This is a genomic window from Rhodococcus sp. AD45-ID (assembly GCF_003023755.1).
Taxonomy (GTDB): domain Bacteria; phylum Actinomycetota; class Actinomycetes; order Mycobacteriales; family Mycobacteriaceae; genus Rhodococcus_F; species Rhodococcus_F globerula.
The window spans coordinates 639,055-660,825 of sequence record NZ_PYHL01000002.1; the positions used below are offsets into that span (position 1 = coordinate 639,055).

Genomic DNA, 21,771 nt, shown 5'->3' on the forward strand with positions numbered 1-21,771 from the left:
CCTATCGGCGAGGGTGCTTGAAGTTTCACGCGAGGCAGGCAACCTTATGAAGATGAGTGACAAATTACCGCGAGCGCTGTCGATCCACCTCGACGCGTATGCGGAGCACCTGAGGCTGGGGCGTGGACGGTCGGAGCACACCATCCGTGCGTACGTCGGCGATGCACGCTCGCTGTTGGAACACCTTGCTGCGCAGTCGACTGGAACCGATCTGGATGCTCTGGACCTTCGGGTGCTTCGTTCCTGGTTGGCACAGCAGTCCGCTGCCGGGACCGCGCGGACAACGGTGGCACGCCGCGCGTCGTCGGCGCGCGGATTCACCGCGTGGCTTGCGCGGACCGCGCGCATCGAGGTTGATCCCGGGGTGCGACTCGCTGCGCCACCAGCTAGGCGAACGTTGCCAGTCGTCTTACGTCAGAATCAGGCGATCGAGGCGATGGAAGCAGCGGAAAGTGGAGCGCAACAACATGATCCGATAGCTCTACGTGACCGGCTCATCGTGGAATTGTTGTACTCCACAGGAATTCGAGTCGGAGAACTGTGCGGCCTCGACATCGAATCGGTAGATGCGAACCGTCGATTGTTGCGAGTGCTCGGCAAGGGAAACAAAGAGCGTTCGGTGCCCTACGGCGTGCCGGCCGAATCGGCCATCGAACAATGGCTCGGGGTTGGCAGGCCACTGTTGGCATCGGAAAAATCGGGTAGTGCGCTGCTGCTGGGAAAGCGCGGCGGGCGGCTCGATCAACGCCAGGCGCGGTCGGTGGTGCACGAAACCGTCTCAGCTGTTCCGGGGGCGCCTGATCTATCGCCGCACGGTTTGCGGCATTCGGCAGCGACACATTTGCTGGAAGGTGGAGCTGACCTACGTGTCGTACAAGAGTTGCTGGGACACGCGAGTCTGGCGACTACTCAGTTGTACACCCACGTCTCGGTGGAGCGTCTGCGTGCAGTCCACGATCAGGCGCATCCGCGAGCCTGAAAAGCTCGTCGAACGAGAGTTCCTCCGAGCCATTTGGTAGCGTCGAGACTCGGAAGGGCGGACCATCGGCACGGTTGGCACAATCGCGCTGCACCGCTCGTTGCTACGCAATATCCGGGGGAATTGTGAATCGCACAGATGTCGAACACCTGCCACAGGCCGGGGAACCGGCGTGGATTGCCGAAGCTGTTCCGGTTGTAGCTGCGCCCGCCGCGCCGCCCGAAGCGCGAGTGTGGCCGCAGGATTCCTGGTCGGCCCCGCCCCCGGTTTCGAACCAGATGAGCCAACAGCAAGTTACCAATCAAGATTTGGTAGCTGAAGCATTACTGAAGCGGTCCAGGCGAACGCCTCGCGGCGGGTGGCGACGTGGTGTTCACCGCGCGACCGGCGGATACGTCAACCTGGGGGAGTCCACATCGGACCAGCGTCAACGCGCGTTGGTCGAGCGAATTGAACAACCGATACGGAACGACTACCGGATTGCACTCCTTTCTCTCAAAGGCGGCGTGGGAAAGACGACAGTCACCGTGGGTCTTGGATCGACCTTTGCTTCTCTTCGCGGAGATTGTGTTGTTGCCGTCGACGCCAACCCGGATTTCGGAACGCTGGGACAGCGCGTGCCGCTCCAAACCCGTTCAACTGTGCGCGATCTGATTGCATCGAGACCGGATATCAAGAGCTACTCGGACGTGCGCGCCCACACCTCCCAGGCGCCCAGTCGCCTCGAAGTTCTCGCGAGTGAACAGGATCCGGCGATCTCCGAGGCGTTCAGTGAGGACGACTATCGCCAGGTCATCGACATCCTGCAGGTGTACTACAACATCATCCTCACCGATTGCGGCACCGGCATCATGCATTCGGCCATGTCCGGGGTGCTCGATCTGGCCAACTCGCTGGTCCTGGTCAGCTCGCCCGCAGTTGACGGTGCACGAAGTGCTGCCGCCACTCTGGACTGGCTGCAACTACACGGATACGGGCATTTGGTGGAACGAACCGTAGTTGTCATCAGCGCCGCTCGGCCGGGTTCGAGCGTCATCGACATGGACGCGCTCACTGACTACTTCATGCGACGGTGCCGAGCGGTGACGGTTGTGCCATTCGACGAGCATCTCGCCGAGGGGTCGGTCATGGACCTGGAACTGCTCCGTCCGGCAACCAAGCGGGCCTTCATGGAGCTGGCCGCGATGGTGGCGGATGATTTTGCCGATGCGGCGGGCCGTCACGCTGTTGCCGAGTGGCGCTGAGCGTTCCCTAGCGTCCCAGCGGTTTGAGTCAGCGTCCCAGCGGTTTGAGTCGCAGCGGCCGGTCATGGATAAGGCCGAGCGGATCCAGGTAGGTGCGATCGCGTCGTAGCCCCCAATGGAGACAGGCGGCAACAGCGCAGCCTTCGTGCCCGGGCTCGAGAGTGCCGATCACCGTCCCGAGGCCAACGCGGTCGCCCGCCGATACCACTGCGGTGACAGGTTCGTATGTGGTGCGCAATCCGCCGATGTGGTCGATGGACACCACTGGTTTGCCGGCAACCTGTCCGGCGAACACCACAACCCCGGGTCCGGCGGCAACTACGGCCTGTCCGGTCGAACCGGCCAGGTCGACCCCGCGATGTCCGGGCAACCAGTTCTTTTCGGGGTTGTCGAAGGTCCTTTCCACTCGCGGCCTTGGCATGAGTGGCCAATCGAATCGGTCTGCGGCGTCGGCGAGAGTCGGCCCGGCGCCGATCGTCACGGCAGTAACTCCGCACAGCACCAGGATTGTCCGGCGGATGGAATTCACTAGGGGCATCAGTCCAGCCTGCACCGCGTTGCCACCGCGAAGATGCAGATCAGGATGGTTTTCCACAGGTTCGGATCCCATCCACAGGTTTTATTCGGCACTGGTGTTGTAGTGCTGGTTATGGCATTGCGAGGCAAGGACGTACACTTGTCGAGCGGTCTGTGTTCGCACAGTCCGACTTCGCGCGCCCGCGCACGTTTTTTCGGCCTTCGGCTGGTCCTGTATTTCCGGATACGGGTCCGACGGCCGTGTGGGCGCCAGGGCGCAGTGCCACCGGCACCGCGCAGCAACCGAATGTGAAAGAGAGAACAACAATGCCTGTTGTAACTATGCGACAGATGCTTGACAGCGGTACCCACTTCGGGCACCAGACCCGTCGTTGGAACCCGAAGATGAAGCGTTTCATCTTGACCGACCGCAACGGCATCTACATCATCGACCTCCAGCAGACGCTGACGTACATCGACAAGGCGTACGAGTTCGTCAAGGAGACCGTTGCCCACGGCGGCACCGTCCTCTTCGTCGGCACCAAGAAGCAGGCGCAGGAATCCATCGCTTCTGAGGCAACCCGCGTCGGGATGCCTTACGTCAACCAGCGCTGGCTCGGCGGCATGCTCACCAACTTCACCACCGTCCACAAGCGTCTCATCCGCCTCAAGGAGCTCGAGGCAATGGAGCAGACCGGTGGATTCGAAGGTCGCACCAAGAAGGAAATCCTCATGCTCACGCGTGAGATGACCAAGCTGGATCGCACCCTCGGTGGTATCCGCGACATGGCCAAGGTTCCTTCCGCTGTGTGGGTTGTCGACACCAACAAGGAGCACCTGGCAGTTGCCGAGGCTCGCAAGCTGAACATCCCGGTCATCGCGATCCTGGACACCAACTGCGATCCTGACCTCGTCGACTACCCGATCCCGGGCAACGACGACGCGATTCGCTCCGCAGCGCTGCTCACCAAGGTTGTCGCTTCCGCTGTGGCCGAAGGCCTGCAGGCGCGTGCCGGACTGAGCGCCGACAAGGACGCGAAGCCCGAGACCGGCGCTGGCGAGCCCCTCGCAGAGTGGGAGCAGGAACTGCTTTCACAGGCAGCTCCGGCCGCAGAAGCAGCTCCGGCTGCTGAAGCCCCCGCTGCAGAGGCTGAGGCCCCCGCCGCAGAGGCTGAGGCCCCCGCCGCAGAGGCACCGGCCACCGAGGCCTGATTCGTCGAAACCGGCCCTGACCAGAGTTCCTGTGGTCAGGGCCGTTTCACCGTTAGGCCCGTGCTTCATATTTAGTCCCTGGTCCGAAACAGACATATGAGGAGGCTCGCTAACCATGGCGAACTACACCGCCGCTGACGTCAAGCGGCTCCGTGAGCTCACCGGCTCCGGAATGATGGCGTGCAAGAACGCACTCGTAGAATCCGATGGCGATTTCGACAAGGCTGTCGAGCAGTTGCGCATCAAGGGTGCAAAGGATGTCGGAAAGCGCGCAGAGCGCACCACGGCTGAGGGTCTCGTTGTCGCCAAGGACGGCGTCATGATCGAGATCAACTGCGAGACCGACTTCGTTGCCAAGAACGAAGAGTTCATCAAGCTGGCCGACGAGATCGTGACCGTCGCCGCTGCAGGTAAGCCTGCTGACCTCGCTGCCCTCAAGGCACTCGAGCTCGACGGCAAGACCATCGAGACCGTCATCGCCGAGCAGTCCGCGAAGATCGGCGAGAAGCTCGAACTGAGCCGCGTCGCAACATTCGACGGCCCCGTTGCCGTGTACCTGCACAAGCGCAGCTCCGACTTGCCGCCCGCTGTCGGCGTTCTCGTCGAGTACACCGGTGAAGGCGACGCTGCTGCTGAGGCTGCTCGCGGCGCTGCAATGCAGGTCGCAGCACTCAAGGCCAAGTACGTCACGCGTGACGAGGTTCCCGAGGAGATCGTCGCTTCCGAGCGTCACATCGCCGAGGAGACCGCCCGCGCAGAAGGCAAGCCCGAGCAGGCTCTGCCGAAGATCATCGAAGGCCGCGTCAACGGTTTCTTCAAGGACGTCGTACTGACCGAGCAGTCTTCGGTTACGGATTCCAAGAAGACCGTCAAGGCGATCCTCGACGAGAACGGCGTGACCATCAAGCGCTTCGTGCGTTTCGAGGTCGGCGCCTCCGCTTAATCCGGAGCCCGTGCACATGGACCCCGCCAGAAGAGCAATGCTCATCCGGCGGGGTCTACGTGTACCTGGGGCCTCCGATGAGGCAGGATAAGAGTGCCTTCGGGAGCAGTCCCGGAAGATTGTTGTGTCGCCGGATCAAGTCGGCGATCGAATAAGGACTTATGGCCTACGGGTCTTGTATCGAACTGAGGAGAACAATGTCCGAACCAGCCAACGAACGTCCAGGATTCAAGCGGGTCCTGCTCAAACTCGGCGGCGAAATGTTCGGAGGCGGCAAGGTCGGACTCGACCCCGACGTGGTCACGAAGGTGGCTGAACAAATCGCGGAGGTCGTTCGATCAGGCGTGCAGGTAGCTGTGGTCATCGGCGGCGGTAACTTCTTCCGCGGCGCCGAACTGCAGCAGCGCGGACTCGACCGCGCGCGTTCCGATTACATGGGCATGCTCGGCACGGTCATGAACTGCCTGGCTCTGCAGGATTTCCTGGAGAAGGAAGGCGTCGACACCCGAGTGCAGACCGCGATCACGATGGGACAGGTTGCCGAGCCGTACCTGCCCCTGCGCGCACGCAGGCACCTTGAGAAGGGCCGCGTTGTCATCTTCGGTGCGGGTATGGGAATGCCGTATTTCTCCACCGACACCACCGCCGCGCAGCGCGCTCTGGAAATCGGTGCCGAGGTTGTTCTGATGGCAAAGGGCGTCGACGGCGTTTTCACCGCGGACCCGCGTCTAGATCCGACGGCAACGATGTACGACCAGATCACGCACCGCGAGGTCATCGAGCGGGAACTCAAGGTTGCCGACGCCACTGCGTTCAGCCTGTGCATGGACAACTCGATGCCGATCATGGTGTTCAACCTTCTTACCGAGGGCAATATTGCACGTGCGGTGTCCGGTGAGAAGATCGGAACACTGGTCAAGTCGTGAGCGACTCCCACGATCCGCTCGAAAATTCGACAGTGAACGACATGAATCAGAACGACATGGAGGAACAGCCGTGATTGATGAAGCGCTCTTCGAAGCCGAAGAAAAGATGGAAAAGGCTGTCGCGGTAGCCAAGGACGATCTCGGCTCGGTACGCACCGGCCGCGCTAACCCGGGCATGTTCTCTCGTATCGTGATCGACTACTACGGTTCGATCACTCCGATCACGCAGCTCGCGAGCATCAACGTTCCCGAGGCGCGCATGGTGATCGTGAAGCCGTACGAGTCTTCACAGCTGAACGCCATCGAGACGGCCATCCGCAACTCGGACCTCGGCGTCAACCCGTCCAACGACGGCAGCATCATTCGCATTTCGGTTCCGCAGCTCACGGAAGAGCGTCGTCGCGAGCTCGTGAAGCAGGCCAAGTCGAAGGGTGAGGATTCCAAGGTCACGCTCCGCAACATTCGTCGCAAGGCTATGGACGAGCTCAGCCGGATCCAGAAGGACGGCGATGCAGGCGAGGACGAAGTCGGCCGCGCAGAGAAGGAACTCGACAAGACCACGGCCAAGTACGTGCACACTGTCGAGGAACTGGTCAAGCACAAGGAATCGGAGTTGATGGAGGTCTAGACCTCCTCGCTTTCGTGTTTGTCGGTCGGTAGCAGATCAGGGAGTTTGGGTGCACGCACAAGAGGGAACCGCCGGCGGTCCCGTCACGGACGGGCCGACGGGGGGCGCTGTTGGCGCGCAGCCGCCGAAGTCGAAGGCGGGCAGGAATCTTCCCGCCGCCATCGGCGTCGGAGTTGGTCTCGGCGCATTGGTCATCGGGACACTGATCTTCCTGCCGCCGGGCTGGATTGCCGTCGTGGCGATTGCGATGTTCATCGCGACGTGGGAAGTTGCGACACGGCTTCGGGAAGCGGACATCGAAGTTCCACGGATCCCGTTGCTTGTCGGCGGTCAGGCAACGATCTGGCTCGGCTGGCCATGGGGCCCGGTTGGCGTGATCGGCGCTTTCACCGCCACGGTTCTGGTGTGCATGGTGTGGCGCCTTTTCGATCACGGGCTCAAAGCCACTCCGAAGAATTTCCTGCGGGACACGTCGATCACGGTGTTCGTGTTGGCGTGGATCCCGCTCTTGGCGTCGTTCGGCGCTCTGATGGTTCTCGAAGACGACGGACCCGGTCGCGTGTTCGTCCTCATGATCGGCGTCGTGTGTTCCGACGTCGGTGGCTACGCCGCAGGCGTTCTGTTCGGGAAGCACCCCATGGTCCCGGCGGTCAGCCCGAAGAAATCCTGGGAGGGTTTCGCGGGGTCGATGATCTTCTGCGTAATCGGCAGCCTGCTGTCGGTGACGCTGATTCTCGACGCCAATTCGATGATCGGTGTCCTGCTCGGCGTTGTTCTGGTCATCGTCGCCACGGTCGGTGACCTCATCGAGTCGCAGGTCAAGCGCGAACTCGGAATCAAGGACATGGGCACGCTCCTGCCCGGTCACGGCGGCATCATGGACCGTCTGGACTCGCTGTTACCGTCCGCATTCGTGACCTGGTTGATCCTGTACGCACTCGTGTGATCGAACGCAGCGTGACACCGATTCCCAGTCCGAACATCTGGCATTGGCCCGACGTGTACGAGGTGGAGAATCGTGCGCAGGACGTCGACGGCGCAATCTGGACGGCGATGCGTGCGGCTGTGGACTGGGCGGATCGTGACGTCGTGGACGTCGGCTGTGGGGCCGGTTTTCATCTGCCGGAGTTCGCGCGCACTGCGCGCCGGGTGGTCGGGGTCGAGCCGCACACGCCTTTGGTGCGATTGGCCCAGGATCGAACTCGCGACGACGCGAAGATCGACGTCGTTGCCGGGTCTGCCGAGTCGACCGGTCTGGCGGATTCGTCCGTCGATGTCGTTCATGCGCGCACGGCGTACTTCTTCGGGAAGGGCTGTGGCCGGGGCATCGCCGAGGCGATGCGAATCCTCAGGCCCGGGGGCGCATTGGTGATTGTCGATCTCGATGTCGGTGCGTCGCCGTACGGCGACTGGATGCGGGCCGATCTGCCCAAGTACGACCCGGCCGCAGTGGAAGCATTCTTCGAGGCTCAGGGATTTTCACTGAGCCGGGCTGACACCCGATGGGAATTTCGGAATCGGGACGATATGCGCAAGGTTCTCGGGATCGAATTCACCGAGAAGACTGCAGCGCGCGCGTTCTCGTCGGTGTCGGGTTTGTCGTTCCCGGTGCGCTATCGCGTGCACGTCCGATTCAAGCCGCGATCGTTGGAATTGCTGTGAATCTCTTCAGAAAGTCGCACGTCAGGCGCTCTTCATGAGCATGAGCGCCTGACGCATTCTGCACCGATTCAGAACTATGCCGAAATTAGTTCTGAGTCGGGATGTGGAAGAGGGTTGCCAGGGCGTGAATCTTCTTTGCCTTTGCCAGCCGCGGCAGGTCACTGCCATCACGTACGCGTGAGCCGTCCTCACCGAGATCGTCGATGACGTCCTGGGCCCAGGCGGCGTCGGCAACGGAGGGGCTCAAACCTGTGTTGACGGGTTCTGTTTGTGCCGGCGTCATGCAGAGCTTGCCTGCCATTCCGAGTGACAGCGTGATCGCACAATCACGCGACAGCAGATCAAGGTCGGTACCCAACGTCGGGCCGTCGATGGGAGCGGCGATCCGGGCAGCACGGCTCGCGATGGTGAGCCGTGAGCGGGGATAGGACATGGATGTGGGGGAGTCGTCCATCCCGGTGTCGCGGCGGAAGTCGCCACTACCGAATGCCAGTCGGAACGTGCCCTCGGTTCGAGCGATTTCCGGTGCTGCCTCCAGGCCGACTGCCGATTCGACGAGAGCAAGAATCTTCGTGCCCTCTGGGAGGCGTTCGGCGGTGGCGTCTACCTGCTGACCGCTTTCGGTCTTCGCGAGCATGACGCCTTCGAGTCCGGGAAGGCCGGCCAGTGCTGCGAGGTCCTCTTCCCAGAACGGTGTGGTGGCGTCGTTGATGCGCACCCAGGCGCGGGCATGCCCGCTCAGGAACGCGACGACGTCTTCTCGAGCCTTCGGCTTGTGTGCCGGGGCGACCGCGTCCTCGACATCGAGAATCACGGCATCAGCAGCGCTGTTCAGCGCGGCAGTGAAGGTGTCCGGTTTGGACGCGGGGACGAGTAGCCAGGATCGCGCTTGTTCAGGTGCGATCCGCATGGTCACAGGTCTCTCCATGTGAGTGGTCACAGCAGGTCCTTTCCGGTGATTTGTACGACACCAATGATGCCTGGCAGACCACCGATCGACCCAATTGCGTAACTAGATTTCAGTCACAGCTGACGTTTGGCCGCGCGACGAATCTGAACAATCCGGACACCGCCGGCGAGGGCCATGATGAGGGCGCCGGCAATTGCCGCCAGCAGGATGGTGATCCCGAGTGGGAAATCCAGTTGCCACGCCAGGATTTTGACCGACACGTTCTCGAGATTCTGCAGGATGAAGACAAGTAGCAGGATCAGCACAATTGCACCGATGACCAGGCCAACCCACGTTGTCGCCGCGCGAGTTCGGTCGGTGACGGCGGTTCCGGTGGGAGTCGGCGTAGGTTCCACTGCCGGCGCCGGGTCGTGTTTCTCCACGGCCGCCGCGTCATCGGAGGCGGGGAGTTGTGGGTCGGATCCGAACCCGTCGGCGGGTCCGTACACGGGTGCGTTCGAGGGATCCTCTGGTGTGCTCGACATGAGTTGATCATCACGCAAGAAGCACGAACATGCACGGGTTCTCGGCGCTCAATCGGGCCGAAGTAGGGGTGAACGCCAAATCAATGGGAGAATGGTGTAACTATGGCTGCCTCTCTTCCCCTCGTTTTCAATGCACCCAAGCGCGGAATGCCTCCTCGGCACCTCGCTGACCTCGACTCCGACGAGCGCAAAGAGGCGGTCAAGGAGCTCGGGTTACCGGCATTCCGGGCCGATCAGATCGCCCGCCAGTACTACGCCCGCCTCGAAGCTGATCCCGAGAAGATGACGGATCTGCCCGCAGCGGTGCGCGAGAAGGTGGGGGACTCGCTCTTCCCGAGGTTGCTGACACCCGTCAAGCATCTCGCGTGCGATGCCGGCGATACTCGCAAGACGCTATGGAAGGCGCACGACGGCACGCTTCTCGAGAGCGTCCTCATGCGGTACCCGGATCGCGCGACGCTGTGCATCTCCAGCCAAGCCGGCTGCGGAATGGCCTGCCCGTTCTGCGCCACCGGTCAGGGCGGCCTCGATCGCAACCTGTCGACGGCGGAAATCGTCGACCAGGTTCGCGACGCTGCTGCTGCCATGCGCGACGGTGAAATTGCGGGCGGACCCGGCCGTCTCTCCAATGTCGTCTTCATGGGCATGGGTGAACCGCTGGCCAACTACAAGCGTGTTGTCGCGGCCGTGCGTCGCATCACGTCACCGGCGCCGGACGGACTCGGACTGTCTCAGCGATCCGTCACCGTGTCGACGGTCGGCCTGGCCCCGGCAATCCGCAAACTCGCCGACGAAGGCCTGAGCGTCACGCTGGCGGTGTCCTTGCACACTCCTGACGACGAACTGCGCGACACCTTGGTACCGGTCAACAACCGGTGGTCGGTGGCTGAGGTTCTGCAGGCTGCGCGGTACTACGCAGATCAGACCGGCCGCCGTGTGTCGATCGAATACGCGATGATCAAGAACGTCAACGATCAGCCGTGGCGCGCGGACATGCTCGGAAAGAAACTCAAGAAGGCACTCGGAGGACTGGTTCACGTCAACCTGATTCCGCTGAACCCGACTCCGGGAAGTGAATGGGACGCGAGCCCGAAGGACGTCGAGCGGGAGTTTGTTCGCCGCGTCATCGCGCAGGGTGTGTCCTGCACGGTCCGCGACACCCGCGGCCAGGAAATCGCTGCCGCCTGTGGTCAGTTGGCTGCTGAAAACTGAAGTACCGCAACAAAAAACCTCCACGAACTCGAAGTTCGTGGAGGTTTTTTGTCTGCGTTGGTTATCGCGGGTGGCGACGGACGATCACGTCACGGATCAAGACGATCGCCATCAAAGCGGCGGTACCGATCAGCCACAGGTCTTCGACCTTGCCACTGTGATTGCCGATGATCATCAGGAGCAGGAATGCCGTGAAGAACCATCCGGCGATACGGAAAGTCTTGAGGCTTTCACCACTCCACCCCCATGCGGCAGAGGGAACCTCGGCCTCATCGACATGTGAGACCACGACGGGGGCGCTGGACTTGACGTCCAACTGGGTATCGGCCACGGTCGATCCTCCTGCTCAATAGGTTGCACTACTGCTCAATATGGTGACATACGACCGACCGTCGTACGTAGTGGGGCGTCGATAAGGTTGTTCTCAGGTGTTATCGGCAACAATGGATGCGTGCAGGAAACCACACCCACCCGCGTCCTTCTCCTCGGCAGCACCGGTTCCATCGGTACACAGGCCTTGGAAGTCATCGCAGCCAACCCCGAACGGTTCGAGGTGGTCGGCTTGGCTGCGGGTGGCAACAACGTCGAGTTGTTGTCCGAGCAGATCAGGGCGACTGGCGTTACCGAGGTTGCGGTGGCGAATCCGGACGCCGCCGCCGCGCTCGACGGCGTAACTGCTCGATCGGGGCCGTCGGCCGCGGCGGAACTGGTTCGCGCCAGTGGAGCCGACGTTGTCCTCAACGCGTTGGTGGGATCACTAGGTCTGGAACCGACGCTGGCCGCTTTGGAGTCTGGCGCGCGACTGGCGCTGGCCAACAAAGAATCGCTGGTTGCCGGCGGCGCACTGGTGACCAAGGCCGCCGCACCAGGTCAGATCGTTCCGGTGGACTCCGAACATTCGGCACTGGCACAGTGCCTTCGCGGTGGCACCGCAGACGAGGTGTCTCGCCTGATTCTCACCGCATCCGGTGGTCCGTTCCGTGGATGGAGTGCCGATGCTCTTGAATCCGTGACACCCGAGCAGGCCGGTGCCCATCCCACGTGGTCGATGGGCCCGATGAACACACTCAACTCGGCGACGTTGGTGAACAAGGGGCTCGAATTGATCGAGACCAACCTTCTGTTCGGGATCGACTACGACCGCATCGACGTCACTGTCCATCCGCAGTCGATCGTGCACTCGATGGTCACGTTCTTCGACGGCTCCACCTTGGCGCAGGCCAGCCCGCCGGACATGAAACTCCCCATTGCGCTGGCACTGGGGTGGCCCGATCGGATTGCCGGCGCGGCATCGGCGTGCGATTTCACGAAGGCATCCACGTGGGAGTTCGAACCCCTCGACGAGACGGTCTTTCCCGCAGTCGCGTTGGCTCGTAGCGCGGGCAAGGCGGGCGGCTGTTTCACCGCGATCTACAACGCCGCCAACGAAGTTGCCGCGCAGGCATTTCTCGACGGCGTCATCACGTTCCCCACAATCGTCCGGACTGTGTCGGCAGTTCTCGACGACGCGTCGGAGTGGTCCGCAGAACCGACTACCGTGGACGACGTTCTGGCCGCAGACGGCTGGGCACGCACACGCGCGCGTCAGCTCGTGAAGCAGGAGGGCTAGAGCTTCCATGGTTTTTGCATTGGGCGTCATCCTGTTCGCCCTCGGAATCGGCGTGTCCATCGCCCTGCACGAAGCCGGCCACATGTGGACGGCAAAGGCGCTGGGCATGAAGGTCCGCCGCTACTACATCGGCTTCGGTCCCAAGATCTTCTCCTTCCGTCGGGGTGAGACGGAGTACGGCCTCAAGGCCTTGCCGCTCGGCGGTTTCTGCGACATCGCCGGAATGACGGCGCTCGACGAGATGACGCCAGAAGAAGAGCCGCACGCCATGTACAAGAAAGCGGCGTGGAAGCGCGTCGTTGTCATGTCCGGCGGTATCGCGATGAACTTCATTCTCGGATTTGCCCTTCTTTACGGGTTGGCATTGGGCTGGGGACTGCCAGATCGCAACGGCTCCACGCAAGCTCTGGTCGGCAATCTTTCCTGTGTAGCGCCGACCCAGGCGGAGGATGGTTCACTCGCGCAATGCGTCGGCGAGGGGCCCGCGCAACAGGCAGGGCTTCAGCCCGGAGACATCGTCACCGCCGTCGACGGTCACCCGACAACGACGTCGGCGGAGGTTGTGGCGCTTGTTCAACCTGTCACCGGAACAGCAGTGCTGACGGTGGAGCGTGACGGACAATCGCTGACCATTCCGGTTGAGGTCGAGCAAGCGCAGCGCCGGGTCAAGGACCCGTCAACAGGTGAGACTCGTTCGGCGACGGTAGGTGCGATCGGAATGGGACTTGGCACGGCAGCGCCCCCGCTACTAGAGTTCAACGCCTTCACTGCAATTCCCGGCACCGCGATTTTCACCGGTGAGATTTTGGTCGATTCTGTGAAGGCGTTGGCGGATATTCCGTCGAAGGTCGGTGCGCTGTGGGAGTCGATCACCGGTGGCGAGCGTGCGCTGGATACGCCGATCAGTGTTGTCGGAGCCAGCGTCATCGGGGGTGAGGCGGCGGATCAGGCTGAGTGGCCGACCTTTGTCATGCTGCTCGCGTCGATCAACTTCTTCCTCGGCGTTTTCAACATCCTTCCGCTGCTGCCGCTCGACGGTGGACACATCGCAGTGGTCTTCTACGAGAAGATTCGCGACTGGTTCCGGGCCCGGCGCGGACTTATTGCCGGGGGACCGGTCGACTACACCAAGCTTCTCCCGATCACTTACGTCTTCATCGTGATCGGTGGCGCGTTCATGTTGCTGACACTCACAGCTGACATCGTCAATCCGATCAAGATTTTCTGAGGCTGTGTGATCAGCGCAATCGTTTCGAGGCGCTCGCACAACCACGGCCCGGCTAAACTTGCAGTGAAGCTATGAAAGTAGGCACAGACGTGACCACCCCCATCGGTTTGGGAATGCCCTCCGCACCCGCAGCGATTCTCGCTCCGCGACGCACGACCCGTCAGTTGAAGGTCGGCAACGTGGGTGTGGGTAGCGATTTCCCCATCTCGGTGCAGTCGATGTGCACCACGAAGACGCACGACATCAACGCGACGCTGCAGCAGATCGCCGAACTGACCGCTTCCGGTTGTGACATCGTGCGCGTTGCCTGTCCACGCCAGGAAGACGCGGACGCTCTGGCGACCATCGCGAAGAAGAGTCAGATTCCGGTCATCGCGGATATTCATTTCCAGCCGCGCTACATCTTTGCCGCCATCGACGCCGGATGCGCCGCCGTCCGCGTCAACCCCGGCAACATCAAGGAATTCGACGGCCGTGTCAAAGAGGTAGCCAAGGCTGCCGGTGACGCGGGAATCCCGATTCGTATCGGCGTCAACGCAGGCTCGTTGGATCCTCGATTGATGGCGAAGTACGGCAAGGCCACTCCGGAAGCACTCGTCGAATCCGCGCTGTGGGAAGCCGGACTATTCGAGGAACACGGTTTCGGTGACATCAAGATCTCCGTCAAGCACAACGACCCCGTTGTGATGGTCGAGGCTTACCGTCAACTCGCTGCAAAATGCGACTACCCGCTGCATCTCGGTGTCACGGAAGCCGGTCCGGCATTCCAGGGCACCATCAAGTCCGCAGTGGCGTTCGGCGCTTTGCTGGCAGAAGGTATCGGCGACACCATTCGTGTGTCACTGTCCGCGCCGCCGGCTGAGGAAATCAAGGTCGGCAACCAGATCCTTCAGTCCTTGAACCTGCGTCCGCGCAAGCTCGAAATCGTGTCGTGCCCGTCCTGCGGACGTGCACAGGTCGACGTCTACACGTTGGCCGATCAGGTGTCTGCTGGTCTCGAAGGCATGGAGATCCCGTTGCGCGTGGCCGTGATGGGCTGCGTTGTCAACGGACCAGGAGAAGCCCGCGAAGCCGATCTCGGAGTGGCGTCCGGCAATGGCAAGGGCCAGATTTTCGTGAAGGGTGAGGTCATCAAAACGGTGCCCGAAGCCATGATCGTCGAGACTCTCATCGAGGAGGCTATGAAGATCGCGGAAGCCATGGAAGGTGAATCTCCCGACGGCGCACCGGTTGTCACGGTGAGCTGATGAACCGGTCGACACTGTGAGTTGAGCAATAGCCGGATGAAACCTTCCCGCAAGTTCCCGGTTCGTGGCAATCTGGGTGCACAAGTCTGCACGGCGCGGGCGCACTGAGAGCGGAGGGGTCAATCAATGCTGAAACTCCTCGGAGCCAAGCCGGTCGGGGGCCGCGATCTCGACGACGTTCGTCGTGTCCTCGACGCCGACCCCATTGCGTCGTGCATGATCGCTTCACGCGTCGAGGAATGCGGCGTTGACCCTCGCATGATCCACGGCGAACTGTGGAGCCGCGGCGGCCCGTCGTCGTCGTTGTGTTTTGCCGGCGCCAATCTTGTGCCTCTTCGCGGAGACATCGACAGCATCCGTGCGTTCGCGGATCGGGCGTGCCGGATTCCGCGAATGTGTTCGTCGGTGGTCGGCCGGGCCGAATTGGCCTTGCCGCTGTGGGAGATGCTCGAGTTGGATTGGGGGAGCGCGCGGGAGGTGCGGGCCGAACAACCTTTGCTCGCGGTGTCCGAACCCCTTTCATGTTTGTCCGATCCGTTGGTCCGGCAGGTCCGGCCCGACGAACTCGACATCTATCTACCCGCTGCCGTCGCCATGTTCATCGAAGAAGTGGGCATCGATCCCCGGACGAACGACGGCGGACGTGGATACCGTCATCGTGTCGCGAGCTTGATCGCGTCGGGCCGAGCGTGGGCAAGAATCGACGACGGCCAGGTTGTCTTCAAGGCCGAGGTGGGTTCCGTGTCGTCACGGTGCGGTCAGATCCAAGGGGTGTGGGTCAATCCCGAATTCCGTGGTCGTGGATACGGAGTGACGGGGACGGCCGCAGTCGCCGAATCGATCATGGCAACCGGCAGGGTCGCGAGTCTGTACGTCAACAGCTTCAACACGGTGGCACGGTCCACGTACGCGCGGGTCGGGTTCCGGCAGGTCGCAACATTTGCGACCGTTCTCCTCGATTGAGTCGTGCCTCCGCTGCGTCGAGTTTATGTCGACTTAGTATGGGGTCCGATGAACACTCGGACTTTCACGCGTAGCCGCTCCGCCCAAATCCTGGCGTCCTGCACTGCTGTTTTGCTGGCGGTGGGGGTTAGCTCATGCACTCCGAAGCCGGCGGGGCCGGAACCTGTGGCTCAGCAGTTCTTGAGTGCGTTTGCAGACCGGGATATCGAGGAAGCAGCAGGGTTGACGGATCGACCTGACGCGGCCGGGGCTGTGCTGAGCGATACGTGGGACGAGTTGCAGGCCGAGTCGATGACGGCGGAGACCACCAAGGTCAAGATCGACGGCGATACCGCGACGGTCGGCTACACCTACGTCTGGCACCTCCCGAAGGAGCGTGTCTGGACGTACGACGGTGAAATGCAGATGGGCCGCAAGGACGGAGGCTGGTCCGTCCGTTGGAGTTCCACCGACGTCCACCCGAAACTCGGTGACAAGCAGACCATGTCGTTGCGGTCGAAACCGGCGCCCCGGGCTCGCGTCAACGAGCATTCGGGAACCGATGTTCTGGTTCCGGGAATCGTGTACCGGGTCAAGTTCGATCGCTCGAAGAGTTCCGACGTCGTCGGTGCGGCAAACGCCTTGGCCGCGACCTTGGCTCAGTTCGATTCCACGCTGTCGGGCCAGTCGATCGCAGAGTCGTCGACGGCTGTGAAGGGTGACTACCTGGTCACTCGTTTGCGTAGTGATGACTACGAGCGGGTAGCGGCGCAGTTGGCCGGGATTTCCGGGGTGAGCGTCTCCGATGAATCGGATCTGGTGTCCACCGATCCGGAGTTTGCACCGGACCTGCTGGGGCAGATAAAGAAGACGATCATCGACGAGGTAGACGGCAAGGCCGGGTGGAGTGTCGTCACGGTCAACCAGAACGGCGTCGATACCGATATCTTGACGGAGACTGCGCCGCAACCGGTTCCGTCGTTCACCATCAGTCTCGACCGCAATATTCAGATCGCCGCGCAACGTGCCGTCAATGTGAATGCGGATCAGGCGATGATGGTGGTGATCGAGGCTTCCACCGGCGCGATCCTGGCGGTAGCCCAGAACAAGGCGGCGGACCGCGACGGTCCGGTCGCGACGACGGGCCTGTACCCGCCCGGTTCCACGTTCAAGATCGTGACTGCGGGTGCCGCAATTTCCGGTGGGCAAGCGAGCCCGGAGACGATGGTACCGTGCCCCGGTCGCATCGAGATCGGTCAGCGAAGTGTCCCGAACTACAACGAGTTCTCACTCGGGACGGTACCGATGGCAACGGCGTTCGCCCGTTCGTGCAACACAAGTTTCGCGAAACTGGCCAGTGAGATGGAACCCGATGCATTGACCACTGCGGCAGCGCAGTTCGGTATCGGCCCCGATTACAACATCGTGGGATTGCCGACCGATTCCGGTTCGGTCCCGCCCGCGCCGGATCTGGTGCAGCGCACCGAGGACGGCTTCGGGCAGGGCTTGGTGGTCGTGAGTCCGTTCGGTATGGCATTGGCTGCAGCGACGGTGGCCCACGGGTCCACACCGGTGCCGCAACTGATTTCGGGTCGGGAAACCGTCATCGACGGTGACCGCACGCCCATCAGTCCGGAGATGGTCGACGGTTTGCGCGGCATGATGCGCTTGGTGGTTACCAGTGGTACGGCTGAGCGCGTCGAGGATCAGGGTGAGGTGTACGGCAAGACCGGTGAGGCCGAGGTCGACGGCGGCTCGCATGCATGGTTCGTCGGGTATCGGGGTGACTTGGCTTTTGCGACTTTGGTTGTGCGCGGCGGAAGTTCGGACAATGCCGTCGGCGTAACGCGGGACATGTTCGCAGCTCTCCCGGAAGGTTACTGACCTTCAGCGTTCTGCGAGATGCTCCGGGTCGATCTCGGGGCCGCCTCGCCCGGATCGCTTGTTCACGGCGTAGGTGACGAGCCAGAGAACTGCTCCGATCCCGAGGAGAATCCCGGCGATCTGATATTGCACGACGGGACGGTCGGCGATAGGTGTGACCAGTAGGCCCGAGGTGATGGCGCCGAGGATCGGAAAGATTGTCGGAACCCGGAAGTGCTTGTGTTCCACGGGATGTCTGCGGAGCACCAGAACTGCGATGTTGACGATGGTGAAGACGCACAGCAGCAGTAGTGCGGTGGTTCCGCCCAGTTCCGGAACCTCGCCGACAAAGGTGATCAACCCGAATGCGACAAGCGTCGTGAAGATGATGGCGACATAGGGTGTGCGCCTGGTGCGGTGGACTTTGCCGAACGCCGACGGAAGTATGCCTTCGCGACTGATTCCGTACAGGAGTCGCGATGCCATCAGCATGTTGATCAGTGCCGTGTTTGCCACGGCGAACATCGTGATGAACGCGAAGATGCCAATGGGGAATCCGGGTGCCCCGGCCTGGACCACTTTGAGGAGTGGGGTGTCACCTTCGCCGAGCTCGCTCGGGCTTACCAAGGCAATTGCGGTGATGGAGACCAATATGTAGATGATTCCGGTGATCACCAGTCCGGTGAGGAGAACCTTCGGGAAGATCCGGGTCGGTTCCTTGCATTCTTCGGCCATGTTCACCGAGTCCTCGAAACCGACCATCGCGAAGAACGCGAGCGCGGTGCCGGCGATCACCGCGGAGAGGGTGCTGCGATCGCCGGTGTCGAATGTGGTGACTCGCGCGAAATCGCCGTCGCCGACGCCGAGTGCCCACAGACCGATCATGATGATGATCAACAGTCCGGACAATTCGATGCAGGTCAGCACTACGTTTGTCTTGACGCTTTCGCTGACACCGCGGAAGTTGACGATCGCCACTACCGCCATGAAGGCGATACCCAACAGCGTGATACCTATTCCGGTGGTGAAGTCGAGGTCGAATGCCTCGACAAAATTGGCTGCGAATGCCCGCGATGCGGTGGACGCGGATGTGATCCCGGAGCACATGACGGCAAAGGCAACCATGTACGTCAGGAAGTGGATGCCGAATGCTTTGTGTGTATACAGTGCTGCGCCTGCGGCTTTGGGATACTTGGTCACCAGTTCGAGGTAGCTGAACGCGGTGATCATCGCGATCACGAACGCGACGAGGAACGGTACCCAGACTGCGCCGCCTACCTGATTGGCGACCTTTCCGGTGAGTGCGTAGATACCAGTGCCCAGGATGTCTCCGACGATGAACAGGAGAAGCAGGCCGGGGCCCATGACGCGTTTGAGGCTCGGTTGTTCCGAGGATTGCCTGTTGTCCATGGTTTCCGACATCAGCGTCACCCTTCGTTGCGAGCGCTCTCGGCCATCCAGCCGTACATGCTCCTGGGCTGCGCCCAGTTTTACGGCAGTATGCCCAATCGTCGTGCCGTCACTACTGCTTCGTGGCGCGAGCTTGCGTCGAGCTTGCCCATTGCGCTTCTCAGGTAGCTCTTGACGGTTTCCGCGCTGACTGAGAGACGCTGTGCTGCTTCGATGTTGGTACATCCAAGGGCGACCTGTGAGAGGACGTCGATTTCGCGTGGCGTCAGGGTCACGGCCGAGGCCATGTCGCGGTCAGCGGGGCTAAGGATCGATGCGAGACGTTGCGAGAGTCCGCGGAGTTTGATCTGCAGATCGGTATCCGTGACGCTGTTTGCGACACTGCGCAGTTCGGCGTGCACGTCGCGGATCTCTTCGGTGGACATGCCGTCGCTGCTTGCGGCGGACGCGGCTTGCAGGAGCTGGAGGCGGCGGTCGACTTCGTCGCGGATCGCGAATTCCATCCCCAGTCGACGGGAGGCGGACACCATGACGTCGCCGGCGCGGTCGCCGAGTGGGGCGCTCTCGCGGATTGCGGCATACAGCACAGCCCGAGATTTGCCGGCAACCATGACCGGAACGGCAATGATGGAGTGCAATCCCTCGCTCAGCACCGGTCGATCGAAGTGATGAGTGATGGACTGGGAGTTGCCGTAGTCGTGAACCAGGATCGGTGCTCGCTGCGCGACGGCGCGGCCACCCATGCCGGAGCGCGGCGGGATGGCGAGGCCCTTGAGGTTGTTGGTGCGCGTGCCGACAAATTCGGTGAGGTGCAGGGTCTCGTCCTGTACTTCACCGCCGAACAGCACGGGAACAACGCCCTGAGCGGCGATCGAACGGAGTTCGCTCCGCATGGCGTCCCCGTCTCGGGGGCGTAGAAGTGACGATGAACTTCGGGTCACGCCGCACCCCTTTCCGGGGGTAGTGAAGTTTCCTTGTGAGCTTGATCATAAGTGGTGGACACTGCGTATGACGAGTCGGTGATCAAACCCGCCGACCCACAATACGACCATGAAAAAGGAGCATGTTGATGAGCACCGATCCCACGGCGCGGGTGCGTGAGCTTTTGGATCAGTACGACACCCCCGAGGCCAGCGCCGCAGAACTGCTCTGCGACCGGCACCCCGCGGACGGCGTTGCCTTCACCGTTGTCGAGGCAGACCTTAGCTCAGTGGACCTCACGTACGGGTACCTACGTGAGCAGTCCGCCCGGTTTGCCGCGGCACTGTCGGACCTCGGAGTCGAACCGGGTGACCACGTCGCGACGCTCATGGGCAAGTCCGCCGATCTGGTGGTCGCGTTGCTCGGTATCTGGCGCCGCGGCGCAGTTCACGTACCGTTGTTCACCGCGTTTGCCGCTCCGGCAATTGCGTTCCGCTTGACTGCCAGCGGCGCGAAGGTCGTCATTTCCGACGCGAATCAGCTGGAGAAGTTGGTACCGGGTGAAGACATTCCCGCCGACGCCCCGTGGCGGATCATCGTCGCGGGTGGCGCTGTCGGCGACGAGTTGGACTTCGGCACCCTGGTCGCGGCGCAGGACGCCGAGGATCCGAAGGGCGCTGCTCAGGCTGTCGGCGGCAACGGCCCGATGGTGCAGTTGTTCACCAGTGGCACCACGGGAACACCGAAGGGCGTGCCGGTTCCGGTGCGTGCGCTGGCGTCGTTCCACGCGTATCAGGAGTTCGGCCTCGACGTCCGCGGCGACGACGTGTTCTGGAACGCCGCTGATCCGGGCTGGGCGTACGGCCTGTACTACGCGTTGCTCGGACCGTTGGCCGCAGGCACTCGAAGCCTGCTACTGCACGCCGGTTTCTCCGCGCCGTTGACGTGGCAGATCATCGAGAAGTTCGGTGTCACCAATTTTGCCGCAGCACCGACGGTGTACCGCAGCCTGCGCGCTGACAAAACACCTGTCCCCGCCGGTATCTCCTTGCGGCGCGCGTCGTCCGCAGGTGAGCCGCTGACGCCGGATGTTGTTGCGTGGTCCAAGGATTCGCTGGGCGTCGAGGTTCGGGATCACTACGGGCAGACCGAGCACGGCATGTTCATCGTCAACGCGTGGGCCGACGGTCTGCGTGAGGACGTACGCCCCGGTTCGATGGGTCTGCCATTGCCGGGCTGGTCCACCGCTGTGCTGGAAGACAATTCCGACGACATTGCTCCGGCCGGGACACCGGGCCGGGTGGCGATCGATACCCACAACAGTCCACTCATGTGGTTCACCGGGTACGTCGACGCACCGGAGAAGACGAAGCAGCGCTTCACCGAAGACGGACGCTGGTACATCACCGGCGACGCGGGCATGACGGATGAGGACGGTTTCTACTTCTTCTCCTCGCGTGACGACGACGTCATCATCATGGCGGGCTACCGCATCGGCCCCTTCGACGTGGAAAGCGTGCTGGTCATGCACGAGCACGTCATCGAGGCTGCGGTTGTGGGTATGCCGGACGAGTTGCGCGGAGAAGTTCTCGAGGCGTTTGTCGTTCTGCGCGAAGGCGTCGATGGTGACGACGATTTGGAGAAGGAACTGCAGACCCTGGTGAAGAAGAAGTTTGCCGCTCACGCCTACCCGCGTACGGTGCACTTCGTTCCGAGTCTGCCCAAGACGCCGAGTGGCAAGGTTCAGCGGTACATCTTGCGTAAGGGGTAATCCCACTGTGCGCCTTTGTTAACC

21 protein-coding genes are annotated in these 21,771 nt (G+C 62.0%); 15 read left to right on the top strand and 6 right to left on the bottom strand.

Translation table 11 applies throughout. The features are described from left to right. Positions 1–46 precede the first annotated feature (46 nt). Entirely contained in the window at positions 47–979 is a 933-nt protein-coding gene (locus C7T36_RS19220) for a tyrosine recombinase XerC (RefSeq protein WP_106939777.1), read from the top strand. 125 nt (positions 980–1,104) lie between these two features. Next, positions 1,105–2,223 carry a MinD/ParA family protein gene (locus C7T36_RS19225; protein WP_045067223.1) on the top strand — a complete coding sequence of 373 codons (1,119 nt, stop codon included), beginning with the start codon at positions 1,105–1,107 and terminating at the stop codon, positions 2,221–2,223. Positions 2,224–2,251: 28 nt separating this feature from the next. Here C7T36_RS19225 and C7T36_RS19230 read toward each other — a convergent pair whose 3' ends face one another. Beyond that, complete coding sequence (locus C7T36_RS19230; protein ID WP_033236605.1) at positions 2,252–2,761, bottom strand: M23 family metallopeptidase; 510 nt, start codon at positions 2,759–2,761, stop codon at positions 2,252–2,254. 305 nt (positions 2,762–3,066) lie between these two features. On the opposite strand from C7T36_RS19230, the gene rpsB reads away from it, so the two are divergent. The 6 genes from rpsB (at position 3,067) to C7T36_RS19260 (ending at position 8,110) form a co-directional block, all read left to right on the top strand. Further along, positions 3,067–3,951 carry a 30S ribosomal protein S2 gene (gene rpsB, locus C7T36_RS19235; RefSeq protein ID WP_045067224.1) on the top strand — a complete coding sequence of 295 codons (885 nt, stop codon included), beginning with the start codon at positions 3,067–3,069 and terminating at the stop codon, positions 3,949–3,951. Between the two features lie 115 nt (positions 3,952–4,066). Further along, on the top strand, positions 4,067–4,894 hold the full coding sequence (gene tsf / locus C7T36_RS19240) for a translation elongation factor Ts (RefSeq protein WP_033236522.1): 828 nt from the start codon (positions 4,067–4,069) through the stop codon (positions 4,892–4,894). Between the two features lie 197 nt (positions 4,895–5,091). Continuing rightward, a complete protein-coding gene (gene pyrH / locus C7T36_RS19245) occupies positions 5,092–5,820 on the top strand; it encodes a UMP kinase (protein ID WP_033236521.1) in 729 nt (242 codons plus the stop codon). A gap of 70 nt (positions 5,821–5,890) precedes the next feature. Then, positions 5,891–6,448, top strand: coding sequence for a ribosome recycling factor (frr, locus tag C7T36_RS19250; RefSeq protein ID WP_033236520.1), 558 nt, complete (start codon positions 5,891–5,893; stop codon positions 6,446–6,448). 49 nt (positions 6,449–6,497) lie between these two features. Then, positions 6,498–7,394, top strand: a complete 897-nt coding sequence (locus C7T36_RS19255) for a phosphatidate cytidylyltransferase (protein WP_033236519.1) — start codon at positions 6,498–6,500, stop codon at positions 7,392–7,394. 11 nt (positions 7,395–7,405) lie between these two features. Beyond that, positions 7,406–8,110: a class I SAM-dependent methyltransferase gene (locus C7T36_RS19260; RefSeq protein WP_165826301.1), complete on the top strand. Its 705-nt coding sequence runs from the start codon at positions 7,406–7,408 to the stop codon at positions 8,108–8,110. A gap of 85 nt (positions 8,111–8,195) precedes the next feature. Here C7T36_RS19260 and C7T36_RS19265 read toward each other — a convergent pair whose 3' ends face one another. Both C7T36_RS19265 and C7T36_RS19270 read right to left on the bottom strand, forming a co-directional pair. Further along, positions 8,196–9,038, bottom strand: a complete 843-nt coding sequence (locus tag C7T36_RS19265; RefSeq protein WP_045067227.1) for a CoA ester lyase — start codon at positions 9,036–9,038, stop codon at positions 8,196–8,198. 95 nt (positions 9,039–9,133) lie between these two features. Further along, positions 9,134–9,544, bottom strand: coding sequence for a lipopolysaccharide assembly LapA domain-containing protein (locus C7T36_RS19270; RefSeq protein WP_084702735.1), 411 nt, complete (start codon positions 9,542–9,544; stop codon positions 9,134–9,136). Positions 9,545–9,646: 102 nt separating this feature from the next. Here C7T36_RS19270 and rlmN point away from each other — a divergent pair, with 102 nt between their 5' ends. Beyond that, the gene (gene rlmN, locus C7T36_RS19275) at positions 9,647–10,756 is read left to right on the top strand and encodes a 23S rRNA (adenine(2503)-C(2))-methyltransferase RlmN (protein WP_033236517.1); all 1,110 of its coding nucleotides are present in this window, start codon (positions 9,647–9,649) and stop codon (positions 10,754–10,756) included. Positions 10,757–10,817: 61 nt separating this feature from the next. Here rlmN and C7T36_RS19280 read toward each other — a convergent pair whose 3' ends face one another. Beyond that, positions 10,818–11,087, bottom strand: coding sequence for a DUF2631 domain-containing protein (locus C7T36_RS19280; protein ID WP_033236516.1), 270 nt, complete (start codon positions 11,085–11,087; stop codon positions 10,818–10,820). 120 nt (positions 11,088–11,207) lie between these two features. On the opposite strand from C7T36_RS19280, the gene dxr reads away from it, so the two are divergent. From dxr to C7T36_RS19305, 5 genes are all read left to right on the top strand, one after another. Continuing rightward, complete coding sequence (gene dxr, locus C7T36_RS19285; protein ID WP_045067931.1) at positions 11,208–12,365, top strand: 1-deoxy-D-xylulose-5-phosphate reductoisomerase; 1,158 nt, start codon at positions 11,208–11,210, stop codon at positions 12,363–12,365. 7 nt (positions 12,366–12,372) lie between these two features. Next, positions 12,373–13,593: an RIP metalloprotease gene (locus C7T36_RS19290; protein WP_045067228.1), complete on the top strand. Its 1,221-nt coding sequence runs from the start codon at positions 12,373–12,375 to the stop codon at positions 13,591–13,593. An 89-nt stretch (positions 13,594–13,682) separates the two neighbouring features. Continuing rightward, on the top strand, positions 13,683–14,840 hold the full coding sequence (ispG, locus tag C7T36_RS19295) for a flavodoxin-dependent (E)-4-hydroxy-3-methylbut-2-enyl-diphosphate synthase (protein ID WP_033236514.1): 1,158 nt from the start codon (positions 13,683–13,685) through the stop codon (positions 14,838–14,840). Positions 14,841–14,966: 126 nt separating this feature from the next. After that, entirely contained in the window at positions 14,967–15,803 is an 837-nt protein-coding gene (locus C7T36_RS19300; RefSeq protein WP_033236513.1) for a GNAT family N-acetyltransferase, read from the top strand. Positions 15,804–15,851: 48 nt separating this feature from the next. Continuing rightward, the gene (locus C7T36_RS19305; protein ID WP_045067229.1) at positions 15,852–17,666 is read left to right on the top strand and encodes a penicillin-binding transpeptidase domain-containing protein; all 1,815 of its coding nucleotides are present in this window, start codon (positions 15,852–15,854) and stop codon (positions 17,664–17,666) included. A gap of 3 nt (positions 17,667–17,669) precedes the next feature. On the opposite strand, the gene C7T36_RS19310 is transcribed toward C7T36_RS19305, so the two are convergent. Beyond that, the gene (locus tag C7T36_RS19310; protein ID WP_045067932.1) at positions 17,670–19,067 is read right to left on the bottom strand and encodes an APC family permease; all 1,398 of its coding nucleotides are present in this window, start codon (positions 19,065–19,067) and stop codon (positions 17,670–17,672) included. Between the two features lie 68 nt (positions 19,068–19,135). Then, complete coding sequence (locus C7T36_RS19315) at positions 19,136–19,948, bottom strand: LuxR C-terminal-related transcriptional regulator (protein WP_045067230.1); 813 nt, start codon at positions 19,946–19,948, stop codon at positions 19,136–19,138. A gap of 176 nt (positions 19,949–20,124) precedes the next feature. Here C7T36_RS19315 and C7T36_RS19320 point away from each other — a divergent pair, with 176 nt between their 5' ends. Beyond that, positions 20,125–21,747 (top strand): AMP-binding protein, encoded by a 1,623-nt coding sequence (locus C7T36_RS19320; protein ID WP_045067933.1) that lies wholly within the window; start codon positions 20,125–20,127, stop codon positions 21,745–21,747. The last annotated feature ends 24 nt before the right edge of the window (positions 21,748–21,771 follow it).

Coding starts and splice junctions, on each gene's coding strand:
- C7T36_RS19270 (WP_084702735.1), bottom strand. CDS start 9,544: ATGTCGAGCACACCAGAGGATCCCTCGAACGCACCCGTGTACGGACCC.
- C7T36_RS19310 (WP_045067932.1), bottom strand. CDS start 19,067: ATGTCGGAAACCATGGACAACAGGCAATCCTCGGAACAACCGAGCCTC.
- C7T36_RS19305 (WP_045067229.1), top strand. CDS start 15,852: ATGAACACTCGGACTTTCACGCGTAGCCGCTCCGCCCAAATCCTGGCG.
- rpsB (WP_045067224.1), top strand. CDS start 3,067: ATGCCTGTTGTAACTATGCGACAGATGCTTGACAGCGGTACCCACTTC.
- C7T36_RS19320 (WP_045067933.1), top strand. CDS start 20,125: ATGAGCACCGATCCCACGGCGCGGGTGCGTGAGCTTTTGGATCAGTAC.
- tsf (WP_033236522.1), top strand. CDS start 4,067: ATGGCGAACTACACCGCCGCTGACGTCAAGCGGCTCCGTGAGCTCACC.
- rlmN (WP_033236517.1), top strand. CDS start 9,647: ATGGCTGCCTCTCTTCCCCTCGTTTTCAATGCACCCAAGCGCGGAATG.
- C7T36_RS19230 (WP_033236605.1), bottom strand. CDS start 2,761: ATGCCCCTAGTGAATTCCATCCGCCGGACAATCCTGGTGCTGTGCGGA.
- pyrH (WP_033236521.1), top strand. CDS start 5,092: ATGTCCGAACCAGCCAACGAACGTCCAGGATTCAAGCGGGTCCTGCTC.
- C7T36_RS19265 (WP_045067227.1), bottom strand. CDS start 9,038: ATGGAGAGACCTGTGACCATGCGGATCGCACCTGAACAAGCGCGATCC.
- C7T36_RS19300 (WP_033236513.1), top strand. CDS start 14,967: ATGCTGAAACTCCTCGGAGCCAAGCCGGTCGGGGGCCGCGATCTCGAC.
- C7T36_RS19315 (WP_045067230.1), bottom strand. CDS start 19,948: ATGCGGAGCGAACTCCGTTCGATCGCCGCTCAGGGCGTTGTTCCCGTG.
- C7T36_RS19220 (WP_106939777.1), top strand. CDS start 47: ATGAAGATGAGTGACAAATTACCGCGAGCGCTGTCGATCCACCTCGAC.
- C7T36_RS19290 (WP_045067228.1), top strand. CDS start 12,373: ATGGTTTTTGCATTGGGCGTCATCCTGTTCGCCCTCGGAATCGGCGTG.